The 25,914-nt window shown below is 66.3% G+C and carries 19 protein-coding genes, 1 tRNA gene and 1 pseudogene; 7 read left to right on the forward strand and 14 right to left on the reverse strand.

Features of this window, described 5'->3' with window-relative positions:
* Positions 1-89 precede the first annotated feature (89 nt).
* From folE to bioB, 9 genes are all read right to left on the reverse strand, one after another.
* Entirely contained in the window at positions 90-683 is a 594-nt protein-coding gene (folE, locus tag KME82_RS24665; protein ID WP_215496372.1) for a GTP cyclohydrolase I FolE, read from the reverse strand.
* 236 nt (positions 684-919) lie between these two features.
* Complete coding sequence (locus KME82_RS24670) at positions 920-1,261, reverse strand: hypothetical protein (protein ID WP_215496373.1); 342 nt, start codon at positions 1,259-1,261, stop codon at positions 920-922.
* Between the two features lie 167 nt (positions 1,262-1,428).
* Positions 1,429-3,117, reverse strand: coding sequence for a sensor domain-containing diguanylate cyclase (locus KME82_RS24675; protein WP_215496374.1), 1,689 nt, complete (start codon positions 3,115-3,117; stop codon positions 1,429-1,431).
* A gap of 577 nt (positions 3,118-3,694) precedes the next feature.
* Entirely contained in the window at positions 3,695-4,687 is a 993-nt protein-coding gene (locus KME82_RS24680; RefSeq protein ID WP_252255522.1) for a multidrug resistance efflux transporter family protein, read from the reverse strand.
* Positions 4,684-5,595 (reverse strand): malonyl-ACP O-methyltransferase BioC, encoded by a 912-nt coding sequence (gene bioC / locus KME82_RS24685; protein ID WP_215496375.1) that lies wholly within the window; start codon positions 5,593-5,595, stop codon positions 4,684-4,686. The genes KME82_RS24680 and bioC overlap by 4 nt, the downstream gene beginning before the upstream one ends.
* A gap of 72 nt (positions 5,596-5,667) precedes the next feature.
* Positions 5,668-6,477 carry a pimeloyl-ACP methyl ester esterase BioH gene (bioH, locus tag KME82_RS24690; RefSeq protein WP_215496376.1) on the reverse strand — a complete coding sequence of 270 codons (810 nt, stop codon included), beginning with the start codon at positions 6,475-6,477 and terminating at the stop codon, positions 5,668-5,670.
* A 351-nt stretch (positions 6,478-6,828) separates the two neighbouring features.
* Positions 6,829-7,287 (reverse strand): ACT domain-containing protein, encoded by a 459-nt coding sequence (locus KME82_RS24695; RefSeq protein ID WP_215496377.1) that lies wholly within the window; start codon positions 7,285-7,287, stop codon positions 6,829-6,831.
* A complete protein-coding gene (gene bioF, locus KME82_RS24700) occupies positions 7,284-8,516 on the reverse strand; it encodes an 8-amino-7-oxononanoate synthase (protein WP_215496378.1) in 1,233 nt (410 codons plus the stop codon). The genes KME82_RS24695 and bioF overlap by 4 nt, the downstream gene beginning before the upstream one ends.
* 31 nt (positions 8,517-8,547) lie before the next feature.
* Positions 8,548-9,561, reverse strand: a complete 1,014-nt coding sequence (gene bioB / locus KME82_RS24705) for a biotin synthase BioB (RefSeq protein ID WP_215499203.1) — start codon at positions 9,559-9,561, stop codon at positions 8,548-8,550.
* Between the two features lie 577 nt (positions 9,562-10,138).
* Here bioB and KME82_RS27315 point away from each other — a divergent pair.
* Together KME82_RS27315 and KME82_RS27320 are read left to right on the forward strand one after the other, a co-directional pair.
* Positions 10,139-10,324: pseudogene (locus tag KME82_RS27315) on the forward strand (double zinc ribbon domain-containing protein); the annotation flags it as partial.
* 237 nt (positions 10,325-10,561) lie between these two features.
* Positions 10,562-11,332: a ComF family protein gene (locus tag KME82_RS27320; RefSeq protein ID WP_430538872.1), complete on the forward strand. Its 771-nt coding sequence runs from the start codon at positions 10,562-10,564 to the stop codon at positions 11,330-11,332.
* A 1,091-nt stretch (positions 11,333-12,423) separates the two neighbouring features.
* Here the strand turns inward: KME82_RS27320 and KME82_RS24715 are convergent.
* Positions 12,424-14,142, reverse strand: coding sequence for a M64 family metallopeptidase (locus KME82_RS24715; protein ID WP_215496379.1), 1,719 nt, complete (start codon positions 14,140-14,142; stop codon positions 12,424-12,426).
* Positions 14,143-14,704: 562 nt separating this feature from the next.
* Here KME82_RS24715 and KME82_RS24720 point away from each other — a divergent pair.
* On the forward strand, positions 14,705-15,271 hold the full coding sequence (locus tag KME82_RS24720) for a hypothetical protein (protein ID WP_215496380.1): 567 nt from the start codon (positions 14,705-14,707) through the stop codon (positions 15,269-15,271).
* A gap of 583 nt (positions 15,272-15,854) precedes the next feature.
* Here KME82_RS24720 and KME82_RS24725 read toward each other — a convergent pair.
* The 4 genes from KME82_RS24725 to ubiA all read right to left on the reverse strand — a co-directional run bounded on the left by KME82_RS24725 (position 15,855) and on the right by ubiA (position 22,008).
* A complete protein-coding gene (locus KME82_RS24725; RefSeq protein WP_215496381.1) occupies positions 15,855-17,297 on the reverse strand; it encodes a short-chain fatty acid transporter in 1,443 nt (480 codons plus the stop codon).
* Between the two features lie 714 nt (positions 17,298-18,011).
* Complete coding sequence (locus KME82_RS24730) at positions 18,012-18,527, reverse strand: Rid family hydrolase (protein ID WP_215496382.1); 516 nt, start codon at positions 18,525-18,527, stop codon at positions 18,012-18,014.
* Positions 18,528-18,882: 355 nt separating this feature from the next.
* The gene (locus KME82_RS24735) at positions 18,883-20,934 is read right to left on the reverse strand and encodes a CshA/CshB family fibrillar adhesin-related protein (RefSeq protein WP_215496383.1); all 2,052 of its coding nucleotides are present in this window, start codon (positions 20,932-20,934) and stop codon (positions 18,883-18,885) included.
* Between the two features lie 162 nt (positions 20,935-21,096).
* Positions 21,097-22,008 (reverse strand): 4-hydroxybenzoate octaprenyltransferase, encoded by a 912-nt coding sequence (gene ubiA / locus KME82_RS24740; protein WP_215496384.1) that lies wholly within the window; start codon positions 22,006-22,008, stop codon positions 21,097-21,099.
* A gap of 220 nt (positions 22,009-22,228) precedes the next feature.
* Here ubiA and KME82_RS24745 point away from each other — a divergent pair.
* The 4 genes from KME82_RS24745 to KME82_RS24760 all read left to right on the forward strand — a co-directional run bounded on the left by KME82_RS24745 (position 22,229) and on the right by KME82_RS24760 (position 25,296).
* Positions 22,229-22,305 (forward strand) — tRNA-Arg (locus tag KME82_RS24745).
* Positions 22,306-22,945: 640 nt separating this feature from the next.
* Entirely contained in the window at positions 22,946-23,887 is a 942-nt protein-coding gene (locus KME82_RS24750; RefSeq protein WP_215496385.1) for a hypothetical protein, read from the forward strand.
* Between the two features lie 180 nt (positions 23,888-24,067).
* Complete coding sequence (locus KME82_RS24755) at positions 24,068-24,718, forward strand: hypothetical protein (RefSeq protein WP_215496386.1); 651 nt, start codon at positions 24,068-24,070, stop codon at positions 24,716-24,718.
* Positions 24,718-25,296: a hypothetical protein gene (locus tag KME82_RS24760; protein ID WP_215496387.1), complete on the forward strand. Its 579-nt coding sequence runs from the start codon at positions 24,718-24,720 to the stop codon at positions 25,294-25,296. The genes KME82_RS24755 and KME82_RS24760 overlap by 1 nt, the downstream gene beginning before the upstream one ends.
* Positions 25,297-25,914: the final 618 nt, after the last annotated feature.

A 25,914-nucleotide genomic window follows, 5' to 3' on the forward strand; every position in this document is an offset into this window, starting at 1 on the left:
GAGATCGCTATCGCGTTTGCCCTCACCCCAGCCCTCTCCCGCAAGCGGGAGAGGGAGCAGATCAACCTCGTCGTATCAGCGCTGCTGAATCAGCGCCCCGGCCCCACGTCGATAAAGCGCAGGAACTCCGCGCGCGTGCGCGCATCGTCGCGGAACATGCCGAGCATCTTCGAGGTGATCATGCTCACGCCGCGCTTGTGCACGCCGCGGGTGGTCATGCATTCGTGCGCGCCTTCGATCACCACGCCCACGCCGAGCGGCTGCAGCACGTCCTGGATCGATTGGGCGATCTGCGCGGTCATCTTTTCCTGCACCTGGAAGCGCCGCGCATAGGTCTCGACCACGCGCGCCAGCTTGCTGATGCCGACCACCTTGCCGTTGGGCAGGTAGCCCACATGCGCCTTGCCGATGATCGGGGCCATGTGGTGCTCGCAGTGGCTTTCGAACTCGATGTCGCGCAGCACGATCATTTCGTCGTAGCCGGCGACTTCCTCGAACGTGCGCGCCAGGTATTCGCGCGGATCGTCGGTGTAGCCGCTGAACCAGTCGCCGTAGGCGGTGACCACGCGCTTGGGCGTGTCGAGCAACCCTTCGCGATTCGGGTCTTCGCCGGCCCAGCTGAGCAGGATGCGGACCGCGGCTTCGGCCTGCTCGCGTGAGGGCTTGTTGTCGTTGTCGGCCATGACGCGGCCTCTTGCGGGTGGGACCGGCATCCTACTCCACCGGGCCGTTCGCGCCGAGTGCGCAGGCCGCAACGCCGGATTCCAGCCGCCGTACCGCCCGACCGCGCAAGCCCCAAGGCGCCTGCGAATCCCCAATCCCCAATCCCCAAAATAAAAAAGGCCGCCCCGATGTACCAGGGCGACCAGAAGCTCCCCGGGGGAGAGAGGCCTAGGGAGGGTGGCCGGCGCGCATGCTTTCAGCGCAAGGGCCGATCGAGCGCGTGCGGCAGGTTGCGCTCTATGTGATGCCATCCGTCGCGCACCGCTTCGCGCGCTTCGGTCCAGTGCAATCGCGACGCGGCCCGGGCGCGGCTCCAGCCGCGGGCGAGCTGCGCTTCGACGTCCTCGAAACGACGGTCGCCGCACTCCAGGAAACTTTCGTAACCGTAGCGATAGGCCGGTTCGTAGTCGGGCCATTCGCGACCGGCGCTGTAGTACGCGGCGAAGCGGAACTCGCGATGGAAATACTCGCGGTACTCGCGCGGATCGATCGCCTGGGCGACCTCCGCGCCGATGCCGTGTTGGTCGTGCTGGGTCATGGTGTGCATCAGCTTCCGTATACGGCGCGTACGTCCATACGCCCCACGCTAGGCGCAGGCGGATGCAATGCAGGTGAAGACTCGCCGCGATCGCGGCGATATTCAGCTTGAGCGGGCGGCCCGCTCAGCAGCGTCACGGCCGCGTGATGGCGGCCTGTGCCGGCAGGTCACTCGGAATGCAGAATCACCGCGACATCGCGGCCGCTGTTCTGGGCCACGCTGATCGCGTTGCGCCCGGCCGAGGCCGCGCTGCGCAGCGCCACGCGCACCCGTTCGAACAGCGCCGCCACCTGCTCGCCGCGCTGCGACATGGCCAGGCCGATGCTCACGCTCATGACGATTTCGTGGCTGTCGATACGGAACGGCCGCTGCGCGAAGGTGTCGGCGATGCGCCGCGCGAGCAGTTCGCATTCGACCCGCTCGCATTCGCTGACGATGCCGAAGCAATCGCCGTCGATGCGCGCGATGGTGTCGTCCGGACGCAGCACCCCGCGCATGCGTGCCAGCGCCTGCTGCAACAGCGCGTCGCCGACCGCGCGGCCGTAGCGCGCGTTGACCTCGCCGAAGCCGTCCAGGTCGACCAGCAGCAGGCCGTAGGTATTGACGTTGAGGCTGCCCGGCGAGGACCAGGCCTCGAGCATTTGTTCGAGCACCTGGGCGTTAAGCGCGCCGGTCAGCGGATCGCGTTCCACCGACTGCCGCGCCAGCAGCAGGATGCGGTGGCGGTTGGCGGCGTGCTGGCTCAACGCCAGCGCGAGCACGGCCGATTCCAGCACCGCGGTCAGGGCCAAGCCGCGCTCGGCCCACTCGGCGTCCTGCAGGCCCAGGGTATTGGCGGCCAGCGCGGCGGCGAACACCAGCATCGGGGTCCAGCCGAGCAGGTAGTAGCCGGCGTACGGCGCGCCCTTGCGCCAGGCCGCGACCGCGATCACCAGCATCAGCGGCACGCCGAGCAGCAACAGCGCGTTGCCGCCGATGTACCACCAGCCGTAGGACTGTTCGCGCAATACCAGCAGCACCAGCAGCCAGGCCATGTTGGCCCACTGGATGATGCGCAGCACCCAGGTGGTGCGCGGCATCAGCCGCGGCAAGTCGAGGAAGCGCAGGCTGAAGCCGATCTGGAAGATCGTGGCCAGGGTCGCCAGCGCCCAGCCGACCGCCGGTTCGCTGGCCAGGCTGGCCAGGCCCCACATCTCCGAGGCATCGCCGGACAACAGCAGCAGGTAGGTCGCCATGCAGCCCAGGTAGGCGCCGTAGCCGAGGTAGACGAAATCGCGGAACGCGACCCACACCCCGACCATGGCCACCGCCATCAGCATCATCGCGGTGAACGCGGCGGCCATGAAGCGCGCGTCGCCGCGCTCCTGGCGGGCAAGATCGGGAATGCTGGCGAAGGACAGGCGGATCTCGCTCATCGCCGCGCGGCCCTTGATCCGCAGATAGGCGACCGACGACGGCGGCCAGCCGTTGGGCAGCGCCAACACCCAGCCGCGCCGCATCAGCGGCACGCCGCCGTGCTCGGCGTCTTCGACTTCGCGCGCGCCGGCGCCGGGCGGGTAATACAGCAGCGGCCCCATCGCACGCGGCCCGCGCAGGACCAGCAGCTGGCCGTCCTGGGCGCCGACCGAGCGTTGGCTGGTCAAGCGCAGCCAATACCCGGCATCGCGCCGCGGCAGGCTGAAACGGATCACGTCCTCGGGCCGTTCGGCGACCAGACTGCGGATCACCGGCGCCCCGACCGGCGGCGCCTGCAGGTCGGTATCGGTCAGCAACACCTCGACCTTCAGCGATTGCGCCGCGGCCGGCAGACACAGGCAGGCCAACGCGATCAACAGCGCCCACAGGCCAATACGCATACCCCGGTCCGCCCTCGTATCGGTGAGCGTCGCAGTCTAGCCCGAGTCGATGCAGCTTTGGGGTGGCTTGGATGTGCTTGGGATGCGGCCATATCGGCGTATGCACCGGGTCGCCCCATCCGAACCGACGTCGATGAAACGCCTTTGCTGTTCCCTCCTTTGGAAAAGGGAGGCTGGGGGGATTCGCTTTTCGATCCGATCGCCGCGCCAGCCGCAAAAGCGAATCCCCCGCGCACCGATCACTTCCGCGCAACCCACCCGCACCGGCGCTCGCCCCCTTTTCCAAAGTGGGCGCCGACTTGCACGCGCAGCGGCGACGGGATGTCGCCCCTGCATCCATCGCTACTGAAGCCCTTTGCTTTTTGCTGTTCCCCCCTTTGGAAAAGGGGGGCTGGGGGGATTTGCTTTTCGTTCCGATCGCCGCGCCACCGCAAAAGCGAATCCCCCGCGCACCGATCACTTCCGCGCAACCCACCCACACCGGCGCTCGCCCCCTTTTCCAAAGTGGGCGCCGACTAACGCGCCGCGCAGTCGCCCCGCCGTACAAACGACGGAGCCCAGCGAGTATCAGCTCACCTCACCCACCCCGATCGCTACGCAACGCCTTCACCCGTCGCTCGTTGCCCGCCGCCGCGCGCGCGGCGACCACGCTGAAGGCCACGATGCCCAGCATCACCACGCAGGCGCCGACCAGGGCCCGCCCCTGCGGCCAGGCTTCGCCCAGCCACAGCGCGCCGATCACGGTCGCGAACAGGATTTCCGCGGCCTGCATGGCCTCGGCCGCGGCCAGCGCGGTGGGATCGTTGCGCACCATGCCGGTGGCCTGGAAGAACAGCACCGTCGCGATCACGCCCGCGCTCAGCGCCACGCCCGCGGCCAGGCCGACCTGACCCATCGGCGGCACGCCGGCCTCGACCCCGGCATACACCGCCAACGCCCACCACAGCGGCTGGCTCGCCAGGGTCATGCCGAATACGCGCTGGGTCGCGTTGAGCTCGATCCCCGCCTGCTCCAGGTGCAGCAACAGCCCACGGTTGCCGAGCGGATAGGCGACCGCCGACACCGCCACGCAGATCAGCGCGATCCAACCGGCGCGATCGAGCGTCCCGCCGCCATGACCGAACTGCAGCAGCAACACGCCGGCCACGATCACCGCGCCGACCAGCAACGCCGGCAGCGGCACCTTCGCCCGCGCATCGCGGTACAGCAACGGCGCGCACAGCATCCCTGCGATCACGGTGAGCTGGAAGGTCGCCGCGATCAGCCACGACGGCCCGCTCGATGCGGCATAACTCAAACAGACATAGAACAGGACGAAACCGATCCCGCTCCACAGCAGCCACGGCCCCGGATGCGCGCGGATCGCCCGCCACACCGGACGCACACCGCCGAGCAACGGCATCACCAGCAACAACATCGGCAGCGTCAACAGGTAACGCAGCGCCGCGGTCCAGGCCCAATGCCCGCCGCCGGTGGCGGCCGCGCGGTTGAGCACGTAGGTGCAGGTGAAGAACAAGGCCGCGGCCAATGCGATCAGCACCGCCCACAACGCCTGACGACGATCGCTCACGAACGCGGCCTGATCCGGATGCTCGACACCGGCACCTGCACTTCGTCGACCCCGCCCACCCGGATCGGCGTGCCCGGCTCGGGGCCCCAGGCGTGCGCGTAGATCACTTCCCAGGTCGCCGGCAATTGTCCGTTGTCGCCGCGCAAGGCTTCGTACGCCTGCGCGGCGCGGGCGAAACGTTCGCGCCCGGTCAGCGCGCGCCGGCGTGTGCTCATCGCGTTGGTCGCGCCGAGCGTGCGCAGCTCGCGCATCAGATGACCGAGGTCGGGATGACCGAGGGTGAATTCGTCGCGATCGAGCACCGGGTTCTTGAAACCCGCGGCGATCAGCGCATCGCCGAACTGGGCGATCGACGGAAACAGGCTCACGTGCGGCGCGGCATCGGCTTCGGCGAACGCGCCTCGCAATTCGTACAGCGTGTCCGGGCCGAAGGTCGACACCAACAACAAGCCGCCGGGCTTGAGCACGCGGCGGAAACCGGCGAACACCGCGGGCAGGTCCTCGACCCATTGCAGGCACAGGTTCGAAAACAACACATCGACGCTGCCGTCGCGCAGCGGCAGCGCGCGCGCATCGGCGCACACCGGATCGGGCCGGCGCGCGCCGCCGAGCAGGCGCGGGCGCCAGCCGCCGTCGCCGAAATGCGTGCGCGCTTCGCGCAGCATCGGCACGGCGAGATCGAGCGCGATCACCTGCGCGCGCGGCCAGCGCTTCTGCATCGCCGCGCTCAGATGGCCGGGGCCGCAGCCGACGTCGACCACCACCTGCGGCGCGCGATCGTCGAGGTATTCCAGGGTTTCCGACAGGCGCGCGCCGACTTCGCGCTGCAACGCGGCGGCGCCGTCGTAGCCGTGTGCGGCGCGCGAAAACGAGCGGCGAACCTGGCGGTGGTCGAACAGATCGGTCATGTCGGTATCAATGGGATGCGGTAGGCGAGTCGGTGATGATGGAGCGAGCGATCAGCGGCGAACGCGCATCGATCAGGCCCGCGCGCTGCGCGCGGATACGGCGGCGCCGGTGTCGTCGACGAAGGTTTCGATCAGTTGCGCGACCTGATCGGTCGCGCCGAGGAACGGCGCATGGCCGGCATGCGCGATGACTTCGCTGCGGCCGCCCGGCGCCAGCGCCGCCGCGGCCGGCATCGCGCCGGACGGCACCAGGCGATCGCGGCGGCCGGAAATCCACAGGCTCGGGACTTGCAGCGTCGGCAGTTCGGCGCGCACATCGAATTCGTCCAGCAATACCAGCCCTTCCTGCAAGGTCCGCGCAGCCGGTTCGCCGCGCGCGAAGGCCTGCTGTTTCAGGCCGCGCAGTTCTTCCTGCGCGCTCGGCGAGCCCAGCGCTTCCAGCGCCAGGAAGCCTTCCAAGGTGCCGCGAAAATCGCGATCGAGCGCTTGCCCGAAGTTGCGGAATAGATCGGGCGATACCCCGTGCGGCCAATCCTCGCCGATCACGAAGCGCGGCGAGGAGGCGATCAGGATCAGGCCGCGCACGCGCTGCGGATGATCCAGGCCGGCGCGCAGCGCGACCTGGCCGCCGAGCGACCAGCCCAGCCAGTACGCGTCGGGAATGCGTGCGACCAGGTCGGTTGCGAGCGCGCGCGGGTCCAGCGGCGTGCCGTCGTCGCGCGCATGGCCGTGGCCGGGCAGATCGACCAGATGCACGGTGAATCGCGCGGCGAGGCGTTCGACCAGCGGCGCGAACAGGCCGCCGTGCATGGCCCAGCCGTGGATCAGCGCGATGGCCGGACGACCGCTGTCGGGAGGGGCGCCGGTGGTTTCGATGTACATGGGGGAAGGTGGTCCGTGTTGCTTGGCTTGCTGGATTGCTGGGTGTGGCGTTGGGTTGGGCCGTGCTCGTTTTGTTTTTTTGTCGCGACAGCTTTCGCATGAACTGCGATGTCGCATTGCCTACGACAACACGCACGTCGATGTTCTCTCGCTCGTCATCCCCGCGAAGGCGGGGATCCAGAGACTTCAGCGTCCTGCCTGGATGAAGCCCTGGATCCCCGCCTTCGCGGGGATGACGGCCTTGGGGACTCATCGCACTTCGATTCACACCGAATGACTCGCGCGGTGCCTATCGAATCGTTCCATCCAACTGTCCGGTTCGCGCGGAGCACATGCCTCGAACCGCTCGCCTCATGCATCCGGCGGCGGCTCCACACCCCGCAACCCATGCAACACCCGCACCGCCTCCTCACCCCGATCCATCGGCACCAGCAGATGATCGTGATGAAACCCGGCCAGCACATTGCAGGCGATCCCGCGCTCGGCCAGCGCCCGCGACACCGCGGCGGTCAGGCCCACCGCCTGCAACGCCGAATGCACGCGCAGGCTCAGCCACGCGGCGACGAAGTCGTAGCCCAGGCCGCGCGCGTCGGCATCTTCGCGGCGCAATACGCAGGTCAGTCCTTCGTCCTCGACCACGCTGGCATGCGCGAGTTCGATCGGCAGGCTCCGCGATCGCGCGGCGCTGACGAACACGTACTCGCCTTCGCGCACATCAACCTGCAGGCTCGCCAGCATCTGCGCCAGATCGGTCTGCGGCCCGCCGCGCACGTCCGAATCGGAACCGTTGGACGCGACGCCCTCGCTCATCGCGCCAGCGTGACGGGCGCGGCGGCGGCGCTGTCGCTGCGTTCGATCGTGACCCGCTCGGCCGCGCGCGCCAGCGCCTCGATCAGGCCGTCGACCTGTTCGCGCGTGTGCAGCGCCGAGAAGGTCACGCGCAAACGCGCGCGGCCCTCGGGCACGGTCGGCGGACGGATCGCGGCGACCCAGTAGCCCTGCTGCTCCAGCGCATGCGCCATCGCCAGCGCGCGGCGGTCGTCGCCGCACATCACCGGCTGGATCGGGGTGGTCGAATGCAGCACTTCCAGACCGAGTTTGCCGGCGCGGTCGCGGAAATGCGCGGTGAGTTCGGCGAGCTTCTCGCGCCGCCAATGATCGTGGCGGGCGAGCTTGATCGCCGCGCGCGTCGCCGCGGCCTGGGCCGGCGGCAACGCGGTGGTGTACAGGTGGCTGCGCGCGGTTTCGGCCAGATGGCCGATCAGATCCGCATCGCCGTGCAGCGCGGCGCCGTAGCTGCCGAGCGCCTTGCCGAAGGTCGCCAGTTGCAGCGGCACTTCCTGGGTCGACAGGCGCGAGGCGGCGACCGTGCCGCGACCGTCGGGACCGGTCACGCCGACACCGTGCGCGTCGTCGACGAAGAACACCGCCTTCTGCGCGCGCGCCACCAGGGCCAGGTCGCGCAGCGGCGCGATGTCGCCGTCCATGCTGAAGACGCCGTCGGTGGCGAGCATCGCCAAACCTTCGGGCACGTTGCGCAACTGGCGGATCGCGCCTTCGGGATCGGCATGCGGATACCGGCGCAGGCGACAACCGGCCAGGCGCGCGGCATCGATCAGGCTGGCGTGGTTCAGGCGGTCCTGCACGCACACGTCTTCTTCGCCGAGCAGGCCCTGCACCGCGGCGATGTTGGCCAGAAAGCCGCTGCCGAACAGCAGCGCGCGCGGCGAACCGAGCCAGTCGGCGAGTTCGCGTTCGAGCGCTTCGTGCTGGGCGTGGTGGCCGCAGACCAAATGCGAGGCCAATCCACCGGTGCCTTCGCGCGACGCCGCATCTTGAAACGCGTTCGTCACCGCGAAATGCTGCGACAGGCCCAGGTAGTCGTTGCTGCAGAAATTAAGCAGCGAGCGCCCGTCGACTTCGCAACGCGCGCCGTCGCGGTGGGTGACCACGCGATGGGTGCGCGTACGCGCTTCGGCCACGCGCTGGGCGTGGGCCGCCTGAATCCGTTCGCGCCAAAGGGTTCGCTGGCTGCTCATCGCGGGCTGCTCGTCGCGTTGCTGCGCCGCTTCAGGCGGCGCAGGTGTGGGCGGGTACTTCGTCTTCCTCAATACTCGCATGGACGGTGCCCGCGGTCTCGACGATTTGCATCGGCCGCAGGCCCAGGCGGGCGAACAGGGCCATGTCGCGCTCGGTGTCCGGGTTGCCGGTGGTCAGCAGCTTCTCGCCGTAGAAGATCGAATTGGCGCCGGCGAGGAAGCACAGGGCCTGTAACTCGTCGCTCATCGACTCGCGGCCGGCCGACAGGCGCACCATCGACTTGGGCATCAACAGCCGCGCAACTGCGATGGTGCGCACAAATTCAAAGGGGTCGAGCTCGGCGGTGCCGGCCAACGGGGTGCCTTCGACCTGGACCAGCCGGTTGATCGGCACCGAATCGGGGTGCGCCGGCAGGTTGGCCAGGGTCTGCAGCAGGCCGGCGCGCTGGCCGCGCGACTCGCCCATGCCGACGATGCCGCCGCAGCAGGTCTTCATGCCGACGTCGCGCACGTGCTCCAGCGTGTCCAGGCGGTCCTGGAACTCGCGGGTGTGGATGATTTCGTTGTAGAACTCCGGCGCGGTGTCGAGGTTGTGGTTGTAGTAGTCCAGCCCGGCCGCCTTGAGCGACTTGGCCTGATCGCCCGAGAGCATGCCCAGGGTCGCGCAGGTCTCCAAGCCCAGTGCCTTGACCTCGCGGATCATCGCCGCGACCTTCGGGATATCGCGGTCCTTCGGCGAACGCCAGGCCGCGCCCATGCAGAAACGCGAGGCGCCGGCGGCCTTGGCCTGCTTGGCTTTCTCCAGCACCGCCTCGGTGCTCATCAACTTGGTCGCGTCGACGCCGGTGTGATAGCGCGCGGCCTGTGGGCAGTAACTGCAGTCTTCCGGACAGCCGCCGGTCTTGACCGACAGCAGGGTGCTGACCTGGACCTCGGTGGGGTCGAAATTCTCCCGGTGCGCGCTCGCGGCGCGGTGCAGCAACTCGGGGAACGGCAGATCGAACAGCGCGCGCACTTCGGCGCGGGACCAGTCGTGGCGGAGCACAGTCGGGGCTTGGGGCGGGGTTTGCACGGGGGCTGGCTCCACAGCGGGGACGTCACTGACGGCGGGCAAAGGGGGAGACCGAGGCGGGCCTCGGAGCCGGCAGTCTGGGAAGCCGGCGGGTTGCTGTCAACCGATCCGGGGCAAATCTGGTTGACAGGATCGGGCGGGGTTGGGGGGTGGAGATTCGGGAGCCCTGATCGGACAGCGCCGGGGCTGAAGCCCTCCCACAGGGACTTCGTGGCTTCACCGCTTCCGGGTGGTGGATTCGCTGCGGCGCCATCGTGATGTGACTGGACGGTTTTCCGCCCCGACGCTCTTAGACCCCGTATCGAGTCACCACCCGATCAGGTTGGCCCGTCGGCCTTACGCGATGCGACTGCATCATCAAGGCGACTGCGGCTTCTGCCGAGATACGGAAGCGGCCGAACCACCGCCACGACATCTGCGGGAGACGAGAACGCCACGAAGTCTCTGGGGGAGCACGGCACGCCCGACACCGCCGACCGCGGCGTTTTCCGACATCCCCGCCAGAACCTCGCCGACACAAGTCAGCGGCCAAGGCCGCCATGCTGCGCACATGATCCTCCACGCCCTGGCGGGCCGCGCCCGACGCTTCGACGAACTGTGGCGGCGGGCGGGCTGGTCGCTGTGGCCGCCGCGTTGCCTGATCTGCGCCGAACCCGGGCTGCAAGGCCGCGACCTGTGCGGCGCCTGCCGCGCGGCGTGGCCGCGATCGGGATCGGCGTGTGTGCGTTGTGCGATGCCGTTGCCGGGTGTAACGGTGGTGGGCAGTGGGGATTCGTCGCAGGAGAGTGTGGGCGCTGGAAGTTCGCGGGCTGCGCCGATGCGGGCTGCAACCGGACTGGCGGGTTGCGCGGAGCGACCGCGCGTCGCGCGCATGGCATCGGCATCGGCATCGGCGTCGGCGTCGGCAGATGGCGATGGCGGTGGCGGTGGCGGTGGCGATGTCGATGTCGATGGATCGATTCTGGATCGCCACATCGACCCGCAAACCGACGACGCGATCGATCAACCCGCCACCCACTCCGGTCCATTACTCTGCGGCGCCTGCCTACGCAGGCCTCCGCCGCTGGACGCCGTCCACGCCGCCTGCCTTTATCGCTCGCCGGTCGATCACCTGCTGCTGCGCTTCAAGTTCCACCGCGACCTCGCCGCCGGACGCCTGCTCGCCACGATCATGGGCGACGCGTTCGCGCCGTTGCTCGACGATGGGCAATCGCAGCCGCATTCGTCGCTGCTCGCGATCCGCTGCACCGATCCGGAAACAACCGCATTGACGCATGACCCATCGGCGCGAGCGGACATCGCGAACGCCATCCCGCACCGAATGAACGACCCTCGCATTGCGGCGCGAGCGCATCCCCAGGCCGCAGCGGCTTCGCACCATGCCGGCGCCGCGCCACCGGTGCTGGTTCCGATTCCGCTGCACCGCAGCCGCCTGCGCGAGCGCGGTTACGACCAAGCGCTGGAGCTCGCACGACCGTTGGCGCGACAGCTCGGCTTGCCGCTGCAAGCGCAGGCGCTGACGCGCGTGCGCGATACCAGTGCGCAATCCCAGCTCGACGCCAGTCAGCGGCGGCGCAACCTGCGCGACGCCTTCGCCTGGAACGGCGACGTCGCGATGCCGGCCCACATCGTGCTGATCGACGACGTCATGACCACCGGCGCCACCCTGCATTCGGCCGCCCGCGTCTTGCGGCGTGCAGGCGCGTTACGAGTCGACGCGTGGGTCTGCGCGCGCGTGCCGTGAACACAAGCCGCAGCGCACTTCAACACCAACAACGCATTCAACACCCCAGACTGTAGGAACTGCGCAAGCTGCGACCGCGAACCAACCCATCGCGGCGAACGTGTCAGAACGCGATCGCGACTAGCAGCCCCAACCACCAGCAACGCATCCAACACCCCAGACTGTAGGAACTGCGCAAGCTGCGACCGCGAACCAACCCATCGCAGCGAACGTGTCAGAACGCGATCGCGACTAGCAGCCCCAACCACCAACAGCGCATCCAACACCCCAGACTGTAGGAGCTGCGCAAGCTGCGACCGCGAATCAACCTATCGCAGCAAACGCGTCAGAACGCGGTCGCTACTCGCAGACCCAACGACCAATAACGCATGCATCACTCCAGACTGTAGGAGCTGCGCAAGCTGCGACCGCGAACCAACCCATCGCGGCGAACGTGTCAGAACGCGATCGCGACTAGCAGCCCCAACCACCAGCAACGCATCCAACACCCCAGACTGTAGGAGCTGCGCAAGCTGCGACCGCGAATCAACCCATCGCGGCGAACGCGTCAGAACGCGTCAGAACGCGGTCGCTACTCGCAGACCCAACGACCAACAACGCATGCATCACTCCAGACTGTAGGAGCTGCGCAAGCTGCGACCGCGAATCAACCTATCGCAGCGAACGTGTCAGAACGCGGTCGCGACTTACGTCGCTCCTACAGTCGGTGCCACGCGACCACAAAGGGCCATGTGACCAAAATTCCGCCATACACCTCAACGACAGCTGCTGCGCGAGCTGCGACCGTGGATCAATCCGTCGCGGCGAACGTGCCAGAACTCGGTCGCGACTTACGTCGCTCCTACAATCGGTACCACGTGACCACAAAGGGCCGTGTGGCGAAAATTCCGCCATACACCTCGGCGGTACCTGGTGCAGAAGCTGCGGCCATGGATCAACCCATCGCGGCGAACGTGTCGGAACGCGGTCGCGACTCGCGTCGCTCCTACAGTCGGAATCGGCGCCGCGCGATCATCTGCGACCGCGCGGCATTTCATTGCATCGATGCCGTGCGGCCTGTTCTACCCGTCGCACCCACCGAACGCGCGCCATCACTCAACCACCGCCACATCCTTACGCGCCGCCCCAACCCGAATCGTCCAACTCCGGGAATGCACCAGCAGACTGCCGGCCATCGCCGGTTTCACGAACGCGGTCTGGTCGGTCGCGCGCAGTTCCAGCGTGCGCGTCGCGGGCGTGGCGGCATCCTGGCGGAAGTCGTAACTCGCCGCGGTCGCGCCGGAGATCGCCACGCCGTCGAGGTACCACTGCAAGGCCACCGTGCCGATGCTCGGCCGCAGCACCGTCGCGGCGAAGCGCTTGGTGCTGCCGCGCGCGTAGGCGACCGCCGCCGCGGGCGAGGGCGATTCGGTGCCCGGTTCGATCAGATCGATGCCGGCCGCGGGCGAACCGAAGCCGCCGCGGTACAGCATGCGCACGTATTCCTGCCGGCACACCGGGCAAAAACTGGTGCCCAGCGCGCGCATCAGGCAACTGTTGTCGACCGGCCGGTACATGCCAGTGCTCTTGTAGCGCGCGCCTTCGAACAGACCGGTGCCGGCGGTGCCGTCCGGGGTCGGGATCGGCAGGCCCGCGGTGAACCAGCTGCGCCACTTCACCAGGCTGGCGTTGCTCTGGTTGGTGACGTTGGCTTCGCACAGCGCGCTGCCGCTGATGTCGCTGCAGGCCGGGAACCCGGGATACGCGGTTTCGTATTCGTCGGCCAGGCCGTGGAAGCTGTGGCCGAATTCGTGGATCGCGATCAGGGCCGCGCTGCTGTGCGCCGAGATCACCGCGAACGATCCGCCGGCGCCGCCGTAGACCGGGTCGTTGACCGTCACCAGGATCTTGTCCCAGTCCGGAAACCCGGCCGCGGCCGCCATCACCTTGGACGAGCGCGCGGTCAGCAGGCGATGGATCTGGCTGGTGCAGAACGTCGCATCCAGCGCGGTGGTCACGAACTGGCCGGCGCGCGGATCGGTGCGCGCGGCGGTGTCGGCGCAGCAGCTGGTGCCGGTGCAGCCAGCCTGGTAGGGCGGATGGTCGGCGCCGGACTGGGCCGAGGCCACGAAGCCCGCCTGCCAGTTCACGAAGCTCTGGTAGTCCTTGTACGGACTGACGTTGAACATCGCGGTCTTCAGCGCCGCGACGTTGTTGTTGAAGGTGGTCTGCTCGGCGCTGGTGTAGCCGTCGCCGAGCACGAGGATGTCGAGCCGGTTGGCCGAGTTCGCCTTGACTGCGGCCGATTGCGAGTCGGCCGACCACGGCGCGCTGGCGCGTGCGGTCGCCGCGAGCGGCAACTGCGAGGAACGGATCGCCAGTTCGCGCAGATCGATGCGCTGCGCGGACTTGGCCGCGCCGTTGCCGATCAATTCGATTTCATCGGCTTCGGCCAGCGGCACGCGCACTACGAAGGCACGATGCGGATCGGGCACCATCGGATGCGCGTCGATCGTGCCGTCGCCGTGTTCGGGATCGTGGGCGAACTCGGCGCGGATGAAGTTCGGCACCTGGGTTTCGTACAGTTCCGCGCTCTTGGCGCCGTTGCGCGAGGCGCGATAGGCGATGCGCTGCACGCCGCGTTCGGCCTGACGCGCGCCCTGGCGGTCGCGTTGCGGGTCCGACAACTGCACCTGGGTGTAGAACACCGGTTCGGCGCGGCCTTGCGCGTCCATCTCGAACACGACGTAATGAGCCGGCACGGCGGCATGGGCGCATGAACTGGCCAGCAGCCACACGGCAGCGGTGCGCAACAAGGTGGAAGGTTTCATGGGCGATCCCTGGGCGGCGCGGTGTCGGAAGACCCGGGCAGGCCCGGGCCGGCGGCGACGGACGCCGATGACGCGATCGACGCTCCGACGGTGGCTGCACGCTAGCGCGCGCGGCACGGACCGATCCACGCACGGGTCGCACTATTGGCGCTCGCGGCGGAGGGCGATCTGTGATGGGTGCTCAGGAATTCACATAAAACCCCGCCCGAGGCGCCCACTGGCGATGCGGATGCCTGATGCGCAGAGTTTCTCGCGAAACGCACCTATCGCTGCGTCCAGAGGATGACCCTGATGTGCGGCAACGATCTGCCACTACAGAACACTGGCGCGCCGGCTTTCTCCGCCAGCATGCGAATACCAGCCACAACGGCGCACGCGCCGGCGGATCACCCGCCGAGTGCCAAGCCAGCGCAGTTGCACCGAACGGCGACACACCGCTGTCTACGCTAGAATTCGAGTTCACTGCACCCGCATGAGCAGTCGACTCGACCATGGCGCGCTGCGTCCACCCGATCGTTGGCTATGCGCCCAATCCGTCGCTTCAACCCGGATATTCCTGCTCGTGAACCAGCCCGATTCCCCGCTCGAGACCGAAGCCGTCCGCGCTCACGGCCGCACCCATCGCATGGCGTGCAAGCTGCTGCTACCGGCCCTCATCGGCCTGCTGCTGACCAGCGCCGGTTGCCAGCGTGCAACCGACCGCGACGAGGCGGCGCTGACCGCGCCGAATCCGGACCTGAATTTCCGCATCCTGTACACCGAACCATGCACCGGTTGCTGCGAGTTCCACGAGCCGGGCAATTCGACCACGTTTTACGGCCTGCCACGCCGGGATATCCGCGCCGAGGACATCGTCGGTCTGCGCCGTTACGATGAGCAACACGACAAGGGGATCGAACTGCGTTTCGCCCCGAACGCTGATGCGAAGATCCGCAACCTGAGCCTGGAGCATATCAGCCACCAGATGGCGGTGATGATCGGCGACCAACCGGTACGGATCAGCATGATCCGGGGCGTGTTTTCCGGCGCCGTGGTGTTCACCGGATACACCCTGCCCGAGCGCGAGGCCCTGTTTCAACGCATGACCTCGGTGCCGGCCAAGGACGCGAAAAGCGCGACGGCGGAATAAACACAAACCGGCCCGCGAACCGTCGAATGACATTCGGCATCTCGGCCGCGCGTCGTCCGCCTCCCGTTACAGCCCTCCCCAGCCCCCACCCGATGGCGGAATCCTTTCCGCCACGCGCGCCATCCCGGGCGCATCCCCGATTCCGATCGTCCGCCGTCCATGGCGGTCGTTTCCCTGCGCGTCGCCTCCTGGCGAGCCTGATCGAATCGGGCGGGGGTTCCTGACTGGCGATCCCTGCCATGTCGGTACGGATCTCGATCGCAAACGCCTGTGCCGACGAGGACGCTTGTCGCTTGCGATGCTTCCCTGATCCGTGCCCGACCTTGGGCGTCCCTTCCCTTTGCGGTGAACCATTATCGCGTCCGCACGTCGCACCCATTAAGAAACCCAGCGTGCGAAGCGCGATGCCCCGCGTTGCCGCGCGGCGTGGAAGCCAGCCCGACCTCCGTGTCGGGCCTGTCGCCGCGTCATCCCACGCGACGTTTCCACGCCCATAGAATCGCCCGCGACGCGGCCCGGGTCAGTCGGGCATCGTCGCGGGCGCGGGTAGGATTTTTCCGTTGTCGCGCGGGCGCCGCTGCGCTCAGGGCATGACCGGCGGGTGATACGCAAGCGTCAGGCCCAGCAGCCACAGCAGGCCCAGCACCAGCGGGATATGCACCAGCAACTGGATGAAGGTGAAGCCGACGATGTCGCGCGCCTTCAGTCCGAGCACGCCGAGCAGCGGCAGCATCCAGAACGGGTTGATCAGGTTCGGCAGCGCCTCGGCCGCGTTGTAGACCTGCACCGCCCAGCCCAGGTGGACCTGCAAGTCGTTGGCGGCCTGCATCACGTACGGCGCCTCGATGATCCACTTGCCGCCGCCGGAAGGAACGAAGAAACCGAGCACCGCCGAGTACACGCCCATCACCAGAGTGAAGGTCTCGGTGCTGGCGATATGCACGAACACGCTCGACAGATGATGCGCCAGGCTCTGCCCGTCGCCGCCCTTGGCCGCGGTCAGCAGGCTGGCGATGCCGCCGTACAGCGGGAACTGGATCAGCACGCCGGTGGTGCTCGGCACCGCGCGCGCGACCGCGTTGAGGAAGCTGCGCGGGCGCCAGTGCAGCAACAGGCCCACGGTCAGGAACACGAAGTTGTAGGTGTTGAGGTTGGCGATCGCGCTGACCGCGGGCTTGGCGGAAAACTCGTAAACGAGCCAGCCCAGGCTCAGCGCCGCCAGCAGGATGGTAATCAGCGGGCTGTATTCCAGCCATTCGCCCGGACGCTGGCGCGGCGGCAGGGTGGCGGCGTTCTTCTCTTCCGACGCGAAGCGCTCGGCGCCGTCGAAATCGCGCGCGCGCCGCACCGAGCCGCCGCGCGGCGCGGTCACGAAGCACACCACCAGCGACACCACGATCAACACCGCGGTCAACACGATCGACTGCCACAGCAGAATGGTTTCGCTGAAGGGAATCACCCCGGTGATCGCCAGCAGGCCCGGCGGCATACTGGCCGGATTGGCCTGCAACTGCGCGGCCGAGGAGCTCAGGCCCATCGCCCACACCGCGCCCAGGCCGAGGTACGCCGCCGCGCCGGCGGCGCGATAGTCCATGTCCAGATCGTCGCGACGAGCGAGCGCGCGCACCAGCAGGCCGCCGAACACCAGCGAAAACCCCCAGCTCAGCAGCGAGGTCAGCATGCTGATCAGGCCGACGTAGCAGATCGCGCCGCGGCCGCTGCGCGGCACCCGCGCGAGCGCATCGATGACCCGCGCGACCGCCGGCGCGGTGGCGACCACATAGCCGCCGATCACCACGAAGGCCATCTGCATGGTGAACGGGATCAGGCTCCAGTAGCCGTCGCCGAACGCGGTCGCGGTGGCGGTCGGGGTCGCGCCGAACGCGAGCGCGGCGAGCGCGACGATCACCACGCCGAGCGCGGCGAACACGTACGCGTCGGGAAACCAGCGTTCGGCCCAGGCCGCGCTGCGCAGGGCAAAGCGCGCGAGCGGGCCGTCGGCGGGGACGGAGGCGGCTGGGGTCATGGCGGTAGTCCTTCGACAGGGCGCAACTTGGGCCAGGCGATTGTCGAGGCGCGCGCGGCCGGGACCACTTGGACTTTAGTCGCAGGGTGCGGGTTGGCGGGAATCGGGAATCGGGAATCGGGAATCGGGAATCGGGAATCGGGAATCGGGAATCGGGAATCGGGAATCGGGAATCGGTTAGAGCGTAGCGCTCTGTGCTTCTTCCGCAAGTCACTCATTGCCATAAGTCATCTAATTTGAAAGTTATCCGAAGCAACGTCATTCCCGCGAACGCGGGAATCCAGGGTCTTTCGTGCGAGAACGCTTGAAGTCACTGGATTCCCGCATTCGCGGGAATGACGTACTGGAGAGGTGGCGCTGAAGGCTCTGGATTCCCGCCTTCGCGGGAATGACGTTCTGGAAAGATGACGCTAAAGACTCTGGATTCCCGCTTTCGCGGGAATGACGTACTGGAGAGGTGGCGCTGAAGGCTCTGGATTCCCGCCTTCGCGGGAATGACGTTCTGGGGAGATGGCGCTGAAGGCTCTGGGTTCCTGCCTTCGCGGAATGACGCTCCAGTGAGATGACGCTGGTGACTGTCGATCCCGCTTCGCGGAGATGACGTCCTCGAAAGAGGAGGCTAAAGACGCCTCGCTCCCAACTGCGCAGGAAAGAAATTCCGACGGATGACATTGATGCGCCCTGGACGTTCGACACACCCCATGCCAACCCGCCCTACGGCCCCTTCGGCGCCGCAATCTGCGCCCTCGCCGCCCGCCCCGAACCGATGATCGCCTCCGCGCGCAACTCGAAGCTCGCGTCCTTCGAATACAACCCCGGCGTCGCCACCGCCGTCCACGCCGGGTAGTGATCCTTGAAGAACTCGCGATGCACTTTCAGCACCGGCGCGAGCCGGCGGCGGAACTCCTCGTGATCGCGCGCGACATGGAAACTTTGCAGTTCCACCACATCGTCCAGGCTCGCCCCGGCCGCGCGCAGATGCGCTTGCAACTGCTGGAACAGCCAGCGCGCCTTGGCCTCGTCGTCGGCGCCCTCCAGCGCGGGAATGCCCGACACGATCACCCGATCGCCGATCTTCACCACCGGCGAATAGTGCAGATCGTGGTACGAGCCTTCCCAATCCTTCGGCGCGAAATGCTCGCGCGTCGGCGTGCTTGCCGATTGGGCGGACGCGGCGCTCGCGCAACACAGCGCGATGGGCAGGACGAACAGACGCAGGCAATCGCGCATGGCAGCACTCGGCAACGACGGGAACCCGCATTGCACGCCACCCGCGCCGCGCCGTCATTGCCCGCGATCGCGGTTTCGCCTGACCTCACTCGCCGTCGCCGCCCACACCCGCCCCTGCAGGAGCGGCGCAAGCCGCGACCGCGACCCGTCGACTACAACGCAATCACACCAAACCCGCGCGCAGATAGACCGACTACACCCGCCCCCTGTAGGAGCGGCGTCCTACTGGATTGCCTTCGGTCACCATCCGCGACCGCGCCCCATCGACTACGGCGCAATCACGCCAAGCCCGCGCGCGGACAACCCGATACTCCGGATCGCGACAAACCCCAAGCCCCGCCGCACCCACCCGCAATCAGTAATCCGCGGGATTCGCGCTGTACACCACCGGCACCGTAATCGTCGCCGAACCGCCCGGCAGCAGATCGACGGTGAGACTCACACTGTTGCCACCGGCCGCGCCACCGGACACCGCGCCGCAAGCCGAACCCACGCTGGCGCTGCAACTCCAAGCGCCGGTCAAAGTCACCCCGGCCGGCAGCGGATCGTTGACCTGCGCACCGACCACCGGGTCCGGCCCGGTATTGCGCACCGTCACCACGTAGCTGCGGGTGGAACCGGGCGTGTAACTGGCCTGGCCACCGTCGTCCTTGCTGATCTGCAGGGCGGTCAGTACGGCGCGGTTGGTGATGGTGCAGGTCAGGTCGTTGCCGGCGTTCGGGGTCAGGCTCCAGTCGACCGGGCCGCTGCCGCTTGGCGCGCCCGGCGCGGGCACGGCGCCGCTGCTGCCGGCGTTGGCGAGGCAGGCGACCGACTTGAGATAACGCGCGAACGGCGTCGCGCCGGCACTGAGCGCGTCGCGCAAGGTGTAGGCCGTACCGGCGTTGATCGCGATCGCCGCGGTGCTGGCGCTGCTGCCGCTGCCGGAGGTCGCGGCGCTGCCGAGCACGCTCGCGCCCTGCAACAGGCTGACGGTGAACTGGTCGGCCGCATCGGCGCGCGCGGCGACCTGCTTGACCAGGGTGAGGCGCGCGGTGGCCAGGGTCAGCAGGTGATCTTCGACTTCGCCGTCGCTGGCGGTGCCGACCGGCGTGGCGATCTGCGCCGCGTTGCTGGCGATGCGCAGCCGCATATAGCTCAGGCCGGCCTGCACGCCGGCCGGCACGGTCCAGTTGAGCGCGACCGTGCTGGTACCCGTGCAGACCGGGCTGTTGCTGGAGACTTCGCCCAGATCGTTGAAGTCGCCGTCGCGGTTGAAGTCGATCCAGCCGCGCACCGTGCCCGGGCCGGTGCAGGCCACCGCCGGCGAGGTATACGTCTGTCCGGGCAACGTCGCGATCGTGCCCAAGGGCGCGGCGAACGCGTCTTCATCGTCGGGCGTACCGACCAGATCGTCGCCGTCGGCATTGGCCGAGAACGGCGTATTGGCTTCCGAATCCAAGGCGTTGCCCAGCCGCGTGCTCGGCGGCACCAGGCTGGCGAGGGTGAAGCCGCTGGCGTTGATGTCGGTGGTCGTGCCCGCGGTCAGCGTGCCGCCGCTCCAGGTGAACTGCGAAAGATGCACCGGCTCGCTGTAACTGGCCGGCGCGTCGCCGCGATCGCTCGCGTCGACGATGAACACGCCCAGCGCGACCGCCGAACCGCCGCCGCCGCGGAACTCGACCGCCGCGCTGGTCGCGTTCTCCATGAAGGCCACGCCCATCGGCCCGCTGGCGCAGTTGGTCGAGGCGCCGAAGCGCAGGGTGCTGGAACCGGCGTTGTTGGTCAGCGTGGTCGGCGTGCCGGTGGTGCAGCCGGCGGTGCGGAAGCGATCGATGATGCGCCAGGTGGTCGGCTGGCCGCCGTTGGTGGTGCCGATGGTGGCCTGCAGGTACTCGCTGCCCGCCGATTGCTCGGCGTCGGCCACCACCAGCCCGTCGAGCGGAAACGTCGGCGGATTGGCCTGGCCGGGCGCGCCGATCGTCGCCGAACAGGCGAAGTTGAAGTTCACCGTGGTCGCATCGACGCGATTGCGCAGGCCGATGTCCATGGTGTTGGCGCCGCCGGTGCCGCCGACGTTGTACAGATCGTCCAGGCCGTCGCCGCTCCAGCCGCCGGGCCGGTAGATGCGCAGCGACGGCGCGGTGCCGCCGCTGATGTTGCTGAGCGCGCAGGTGACCCGCAGCTCCTGCCCGGACACGTTGAACACGTTGGTCACCGAGGTGCCGGCCTGCGGAATATTGGCCGTGTTGTTGCCCCAGTCGAACCACAGGATGTTGGGCCGGAACCGCCCCGCCCCGCCGGTCGCGAACTGCGCCTGGGCCGATTGCGGCAACGCGACAGCCAAACCGGCCAGCGCCATCACGGCGAACAACGATAACGGGCGCGCGCCACGGCGCGGCGTGGGCGATACGGCGACTGCTGGCATCACGTGTTCCCGGCGGGCTTGGACAGAATGCTCGGGCAGGACGCGGGCCCTGCACGAACCGCGACCCGGCGACTGCCGCCGGATCATCGGCATACGCCGGAAGTGTGCCAAACCGGTTTGGAAATCTTGACCACGCCAGATTCACATGGCGCCCATCCGGGCTCAGCCGCCGGCCGCGTGGGCACGCACCAGGTAGTCCGTCACCAGCCCGGCGAAAATCGTCAAGCCGACCCAATGGTTGTGCAGGAACGCGCGGAACAGCGGCTCGCGTTCGCGATGGCGCGTGATCACGAATTCGTACGCCACCAACGCCGCCGCCACCGCCAACCCGGCGTAGTACCAGCCCCCGAGTTCGGCGCGCTGGCCGACCAGGTACAAGGTCCAGAACATCAGCGCGTACAACACGCCGATCGCGACCAGATCCATGTCGCCGAACAGGATCGCGGTCGACTTGGAACCCATCTTCAGATCGTCCTCGCGGTCGACCATGGCGTACCAGGTGTCGTACGCGGTCGACCACAGGATGTTGGCCGCGTACAGCAGCCAGCCCAGCGCCGGCACCTCGCCGCGCACCGCCGCGAACGCCATCGGGATGCCCCAGCCGAAGGCCATGCCCAGGTAGACCTGCGGCAGATAGGTGTAGCGCTTGAGGTAGGGATAACTGGCCGCCAGCACCACGCCGACGACACTCATCGCGATGGTCAGCCGGTTCATCGTCAGCACCAGCGCGAACGCGGCCAGCATCAGCGCCGCGAACACCGCCAGCGCCTCGCGGCCGCGCACCTCGCCGGTCGCCAGCGGCCGATGCTTGGTGCGTTCGACATGCGGATCGAGCCAGCGGTCGGCGTAATCGTTGATCACGCAGCCGGCCGCCCGGGTCAGCCAGACCCCGGCACTGAACACGAACCAGGTCCACAGCGGCGGCACGCCCTCGGCGGCGATCCACAGCCCCCACCAGGTCGGCCACAGCAGCAGCAGCCAGCCGATCGGCCGGTCGCCGCGGGTCAGTTTCCAGTACAGCGACAAACGGCGGCGCCAATCCGGCGCGGGGATGGGGGAATGGGCGTGTTCCATAGACGCATAGAGTAACGCGCGGGTCGGATGCGCAGGCCTGGCCAAGCCCCGTCCGACGCCTCGGCCCGGCCCCCACGACCTGTCCCGCGAGCCCCGCGACCCTGCGAGCCCGGCCCCGCGCGCCTGCGCAGTCACCTCATCGCACCCGACCCTCACCAAACCGCCGGATTCCGTTAGAATGCCCGGCCGCACGACGATCTGCTCCGTGCGCACCGACAACGCGCCTGTAGCTCAGCCGGATAGAGTAGTGGCTTCCGAAGCCATTGGTCGGGGGTTCGAATCCCTCCAGGCGCGCCAAACTTCCCGTTCCAACTTTTTCTACGCCTCGTCGCAATGACGAAAAAGGCCTTATTTCCGAGGCTTTTGGCGTTTTCCATTGGTCGGCGAGTTATCCACAGGGGGCTGTTTGGCCATTTTTTCGCCTCTCTCCGGGCCGTTTTCTCCGGACCTGTGGTCGGCCGACCAATGGGCGCCTATACGAATCAGTGACTTAGCAATGGTCTGAGTCAACAGTTTTTTTGACGCTTTGACCCCGGCACGACATCAAACTGCTTGATCCGACCAATGACACCGGCTCGGGGCAGGCAAACTCAATGTCCGCAAGCGCAATGTCGAGATAGAGTGTCCCAGCGCACTGGCGCCGAAATGCAAGTCATCGATCGACAGGGAAATGTTGAATGAATGGTCCGGAAAGGTTAACCAAGAAGAGGTCTGGCGAAGAATGGTCCTGGCTGCGAAAAGCCGGGGTGTCGGACGGTCGGAGGGCTTCCGGTATTTCAGCGGAGAGTTCGCGCGACGTGCTGAAGCAAGCCAGAACTGCCTTCGGCTGCGAAGACTGCTCACTTGTCTACGACCGCCACTACGGCTAGCGCCGGCCACGTGAATCAATTAGCCGATTGCCTGCGCAATTGCGAATCCCTGTCCACGAATGACTCAGATGCCAAAAGAATCTAGCGAAGAGGAAACAAGCTTCGACCTGGGCGGAATACTGAAGAACCAAGTGCTAAGCCTGCGGTTTGGTTATCTTCTGATCATCGAATGGTTGTTCGATGAAGATGAGAAAACTGGACTTGCGCTTTATCAGTGGCTATCGGAGAGGCTTCCAGAGGGGAAGGTCAAGTATGTAAAGTGCCATTCTCCGAAGGACTTGGCGGAAAGCCTGGGCGAGGCGCAGCGTGACGTGTCTCTGAAGGGCCCCCCTATCGTGCATTTTGAGGCGCATGGTGAGGAGCCGCTACCCGGTGATATTCCCGCCGGCTTCATTGGTCCTGACGGGCTGGGGGGGAGCGCCCTTGTCACGTGGGAGCACTTGGGGGATGTACTTCGCCCCTTAAACATCGAATCTAGACTAAATCTCCTTGTTGTTGGAGCCGCGTGCTACGGCGAAGGCTTATTACTAAGTGCGCACCCCGGCCAACCCATTCCGTTCGTAGCCGCCATTGGCTACACCAGTACTGTTTCCGTGATGTCTTTGAAGTTCTCGCTTCTAGAACTGTATCGAGGTCTACTGATCGACAAAAAGGAGCTTGGGTTAGCAGTTGAGGCGGCAAATCTCGACCTCTTCAACCCCGAAGAGGTTGAGTTGCGCCTTACTTCAATGGTGACGCAATGGGCCGAGAGCTTTATCGAAGGAATTGGTCCAGCAATTGAGAAGATTCGGACTCACATACCACACGGAGCGGCGGACCAACTCAAGGACTCATCTTCGGTTGAAAAATCAGCGCTGCCATCAGATGCTATGCGGCGGCTTCGCTGGGGGTTGGTCGCAACTTGGGAGCAGATATGGATGTTCAGTGACTTCCCCGAGAGCGAGCAGCGCTTCGCGATTGATTTTGATCGTTTAATCGACTTGGCCGTTGAACATGTAGATCGCATCTAGTCGATTACCTTGTGTGTCAGCAACATCCTATGCCTGACCTCGCGTGAGTAAATTCAGCGGGTAGGCGTCCTGATATTAACTCCTGCAACCAGCGCCAGCAAGCCCGTCTATTCGGCAGCTTTATGACGTTCCCTAGTAGTCGAAGGTCACTTCCCACACGATCCACTATGAGAGATAGTCATGGAAGCTTGGCAATCCGTTCTGCTGGCAATTGGAGGCAATACGGTTCTCTTGGCCGTTCTAGGCTGGCTGGGGCAACAGTATGTGCAAGGGACCCTCAGCCGCGAACTTGAGCGGCATAAAGCGGAGCTAGCGCGCGAGTCTCAGTTAGCGACTGAGCGATTGCGGCACGATCTTCAACTCGTGGCGAGCGAGCGTCAGATCACTTTTTCTAAGCTTCAAGAACGACGGGCGACCGTCATTGGAGATGCTTACGGATTGCTTGTTGAGGCCTATTGGCGCGGTACTGAGTTCGCATCTAGAAGTGACGCGGGTGGTGAGATTGAGATGAAAATTAAATTCGGTGCCGCGATCAATGCCCTCGGCGCATTCAATGGATTTTTTGACAAGAATCGAATTTATCTCCCCGAAGCAGTTTGCTCAGCACTTGATTCCGTTATCGATGAAATGGGCGATCACGTAAGTCGCGCCGGCGGCTTCATCAAGTACGAGGAGTCCAAGTTGCCACAGGCTGCACTGGAGAAGAAGTTTGAAGCTTGGGATGCGGCCTGGAAATACTTCCGGGAGAAAGCGCCGCAAGCAAAGCTTGAGCTTGAGCGAGAACTTCGCACCTTGATTGGTGACAAACCTGTCTCCGAAGGTGAAAAATAATGGCATGGAACTTGGAGCGCAACAATCTGCACTGGCACTACTTCTTAGCAATCGAGTCTGACCTTGTGAGAGTGTCTCGATTTGTTGAGTTTCACAAAGACAACATGCAGACCTTTTCGATAGAGCTTGCGCGAGTGCTACTCGCCACGTGTGCCAAGGTCGAAGTAGTCGGCAAGCTGATTGCCCACACTCACAACATTCGTCCGCGGAAAATCGATCAAATCCGCGACGCCCTCATGAGCAAGTATCCACATATTTCAGCAGCTCAAGTTTTTCTGCCGCGACATGACTTGACGCTTACTCCTTGGAGCGCGTGGGCTGGTAATAAATCACCGAACTGGTGGGTTGCCTATAACTCCCTCAAGCACGATCACAAAGACGCACTTTCTCATGCATCTCTCGCCAGCTCCTTGGAGTCGCTCGGTGGGTTGCTTGTTTTAGTGCTTCTTTACTGTCGAATATCTGGCACTGATGCGCTCATGCCCGCCACCGAGCTAATCTATCCTCCCAATGATTTTGGCGTCGGTGCAATGACGCCAAATGGGCGAGTAATTGATTTGCGGAATGCCTCGCACTGACCAATGATTTGGACTAATTTCGGGCATCCATGGACAAGTCGATGCGCGCCGAAGAACCGTCCCCAGTGAACTCAGCTATCGTCACGATCGTGGCCATGGCGGTCTCAGTTCATGCACCTTTAGCGGCGCCGGTGTTCGGGGCAAGGGACGCGTGGCGGCGACGACGCCAATGGTTTTAGTGCTCGCCTTACCGCTGACTGCATACGTTCGCACGACAGGTCGTTGGCGCCCAAGCCGCTTCGCGGCTCGGCCTGGGAGCCGCAGTTGGCCGCAAAATTTGACGCGCCCACGGCTGCCGGGTTCTAACTAGTCTATTCACGCCTGGGAACACCCAGGCACACGGACGCACGTCCCGCTCAAGGGATAGTCGTCCTCACCTGTGTCGTTGCTGCCTTTTGGGCCGTTGCGGCGCCTTCGGGGTAGTGCCCTGAACCGCCGGAGGACCAACCGCTGGCGCGGCCTGGGCCGAGGCCAGAACTGGAGCCGGGGCAGGGACCTGGGCTAGCCCTATAGGGCTGGGGCCAAGGCCGGGACCGGCGAGGCCGCTGGAGGAGAGGACAGCCGCTTCGCCGCCGCTGCTCGCTCCAGTTCAAACGACGGGCGGCCGAATTCAATGTC

The organism is Lysobacter capsici (assembly GCF_018732085.1).
Taxonomy (GTDB): Bacteria; Pseudomonadota; Gammaproteobacteria; order Xanthomonadales; family Xanthomonadaceae; genus Lysobacter; species Lysobacter capsici_A.

Coding starts and splice junctions, on each gene's coding strand:
- folE (WP_215496372.1), bottom strand. CDS start 683: ATGGCCGACAACGACAACAAGCCCTCACGCGAGCAGGCCGAAGCCGCG.
- KME82_RS24670 (WP_215496373.1), bottom strand. CDS start 1,261: ATGACCCAGCACGACCAACACGGCATCGGCGCGGAGGTCGCCCAGGCG.
- KME82_RS24675 (WP_215496374.1), bottom strand. CDS start 3,117: ATGCGTATTGGCCTGTGGGCGCTGTTGATCGCGTTGGCCTGCCTGTGT.
- bioC (WP_215496375.1), bottom strand. CDS start 5,595: ATGACCGATCTGTTCGACCACCGCCAGGTTCGCCGCTCGTTTTCGCGC.
- bioH (WP_215496376.1), bottom strand. CDS start 6,477: ATGTACATCGAAACCACCGGCGCCCCTCCCGACAGCGGTCGTCCGGCC.
- KME82_RS24695 (WP_215496377.1), bottom strand. CDS start 7,287: ATGAGCGAGGGCGTCGCGTCCAACGGTTCCGATTCGGACGTGCGCGGC.
- bioF (WP_215496378.1), bottom strand. CDS start 8,516: ATGAGCAGCCAGCGAACCCTTTGGCGCGAACGGATTCAGGCGGCCCAC.
- KME82_RS24715 (WP_215496379.1), bottom strand. CDS start 14,142: ATGAAACCTTCCACCTTGTTGCGCACCGCTGCCGTGTGGCTGCTGGCC.
- KME82_RS24725 (WP_215496381.1), bottom strand. CDS start 17,297: ATGACCCCAGCCGCCTCCGTCCCCGCCGACGGCCCGCTCGCGCGCTTT.
- KME82_RS24730 (WP_215496382.1), bottom strand. CDS start 18,527: ATGCGCGATTGCCTGCGTCTGTTCGTCCTGCCCATCGCGCTGTGTTGC.
- KME82_RS24735 (WP_215496383.1), bottom strand. CDS start 20,934: ATGCCAGCAGTCGCCGTATCGCCCACGCCGCGCCGTGGCGCGCGCCCG.
- ubiA (WP_215496384.1), bottom strand. CDS start 22,008: ATGGAACACGCCCATTCCCCCATCCCCGCGCCGGATTGGCGCCGCCGT.
- KME82_RS24750 (WP_215496385.1), top strand. CDS start 22,946: ATGCCAAAAGAATCTAGCGAAGAGGAAACAAGCTTCGACCTGGGCGGA.
- KME82_RS24755 (WP_215496386.1), top strand. CDS start 24,068: ATGGAAGCTTGGCAATCCGTTCTGCTGGCAATTGGAGGCAATACGGTT.
- KME82_RS24760 (WP_215496387.1), top strand. CDS start 24,718: ATGGCATGGAACTTGGAGCGCAACAATCTGCACTGGCACTACTTCTTA.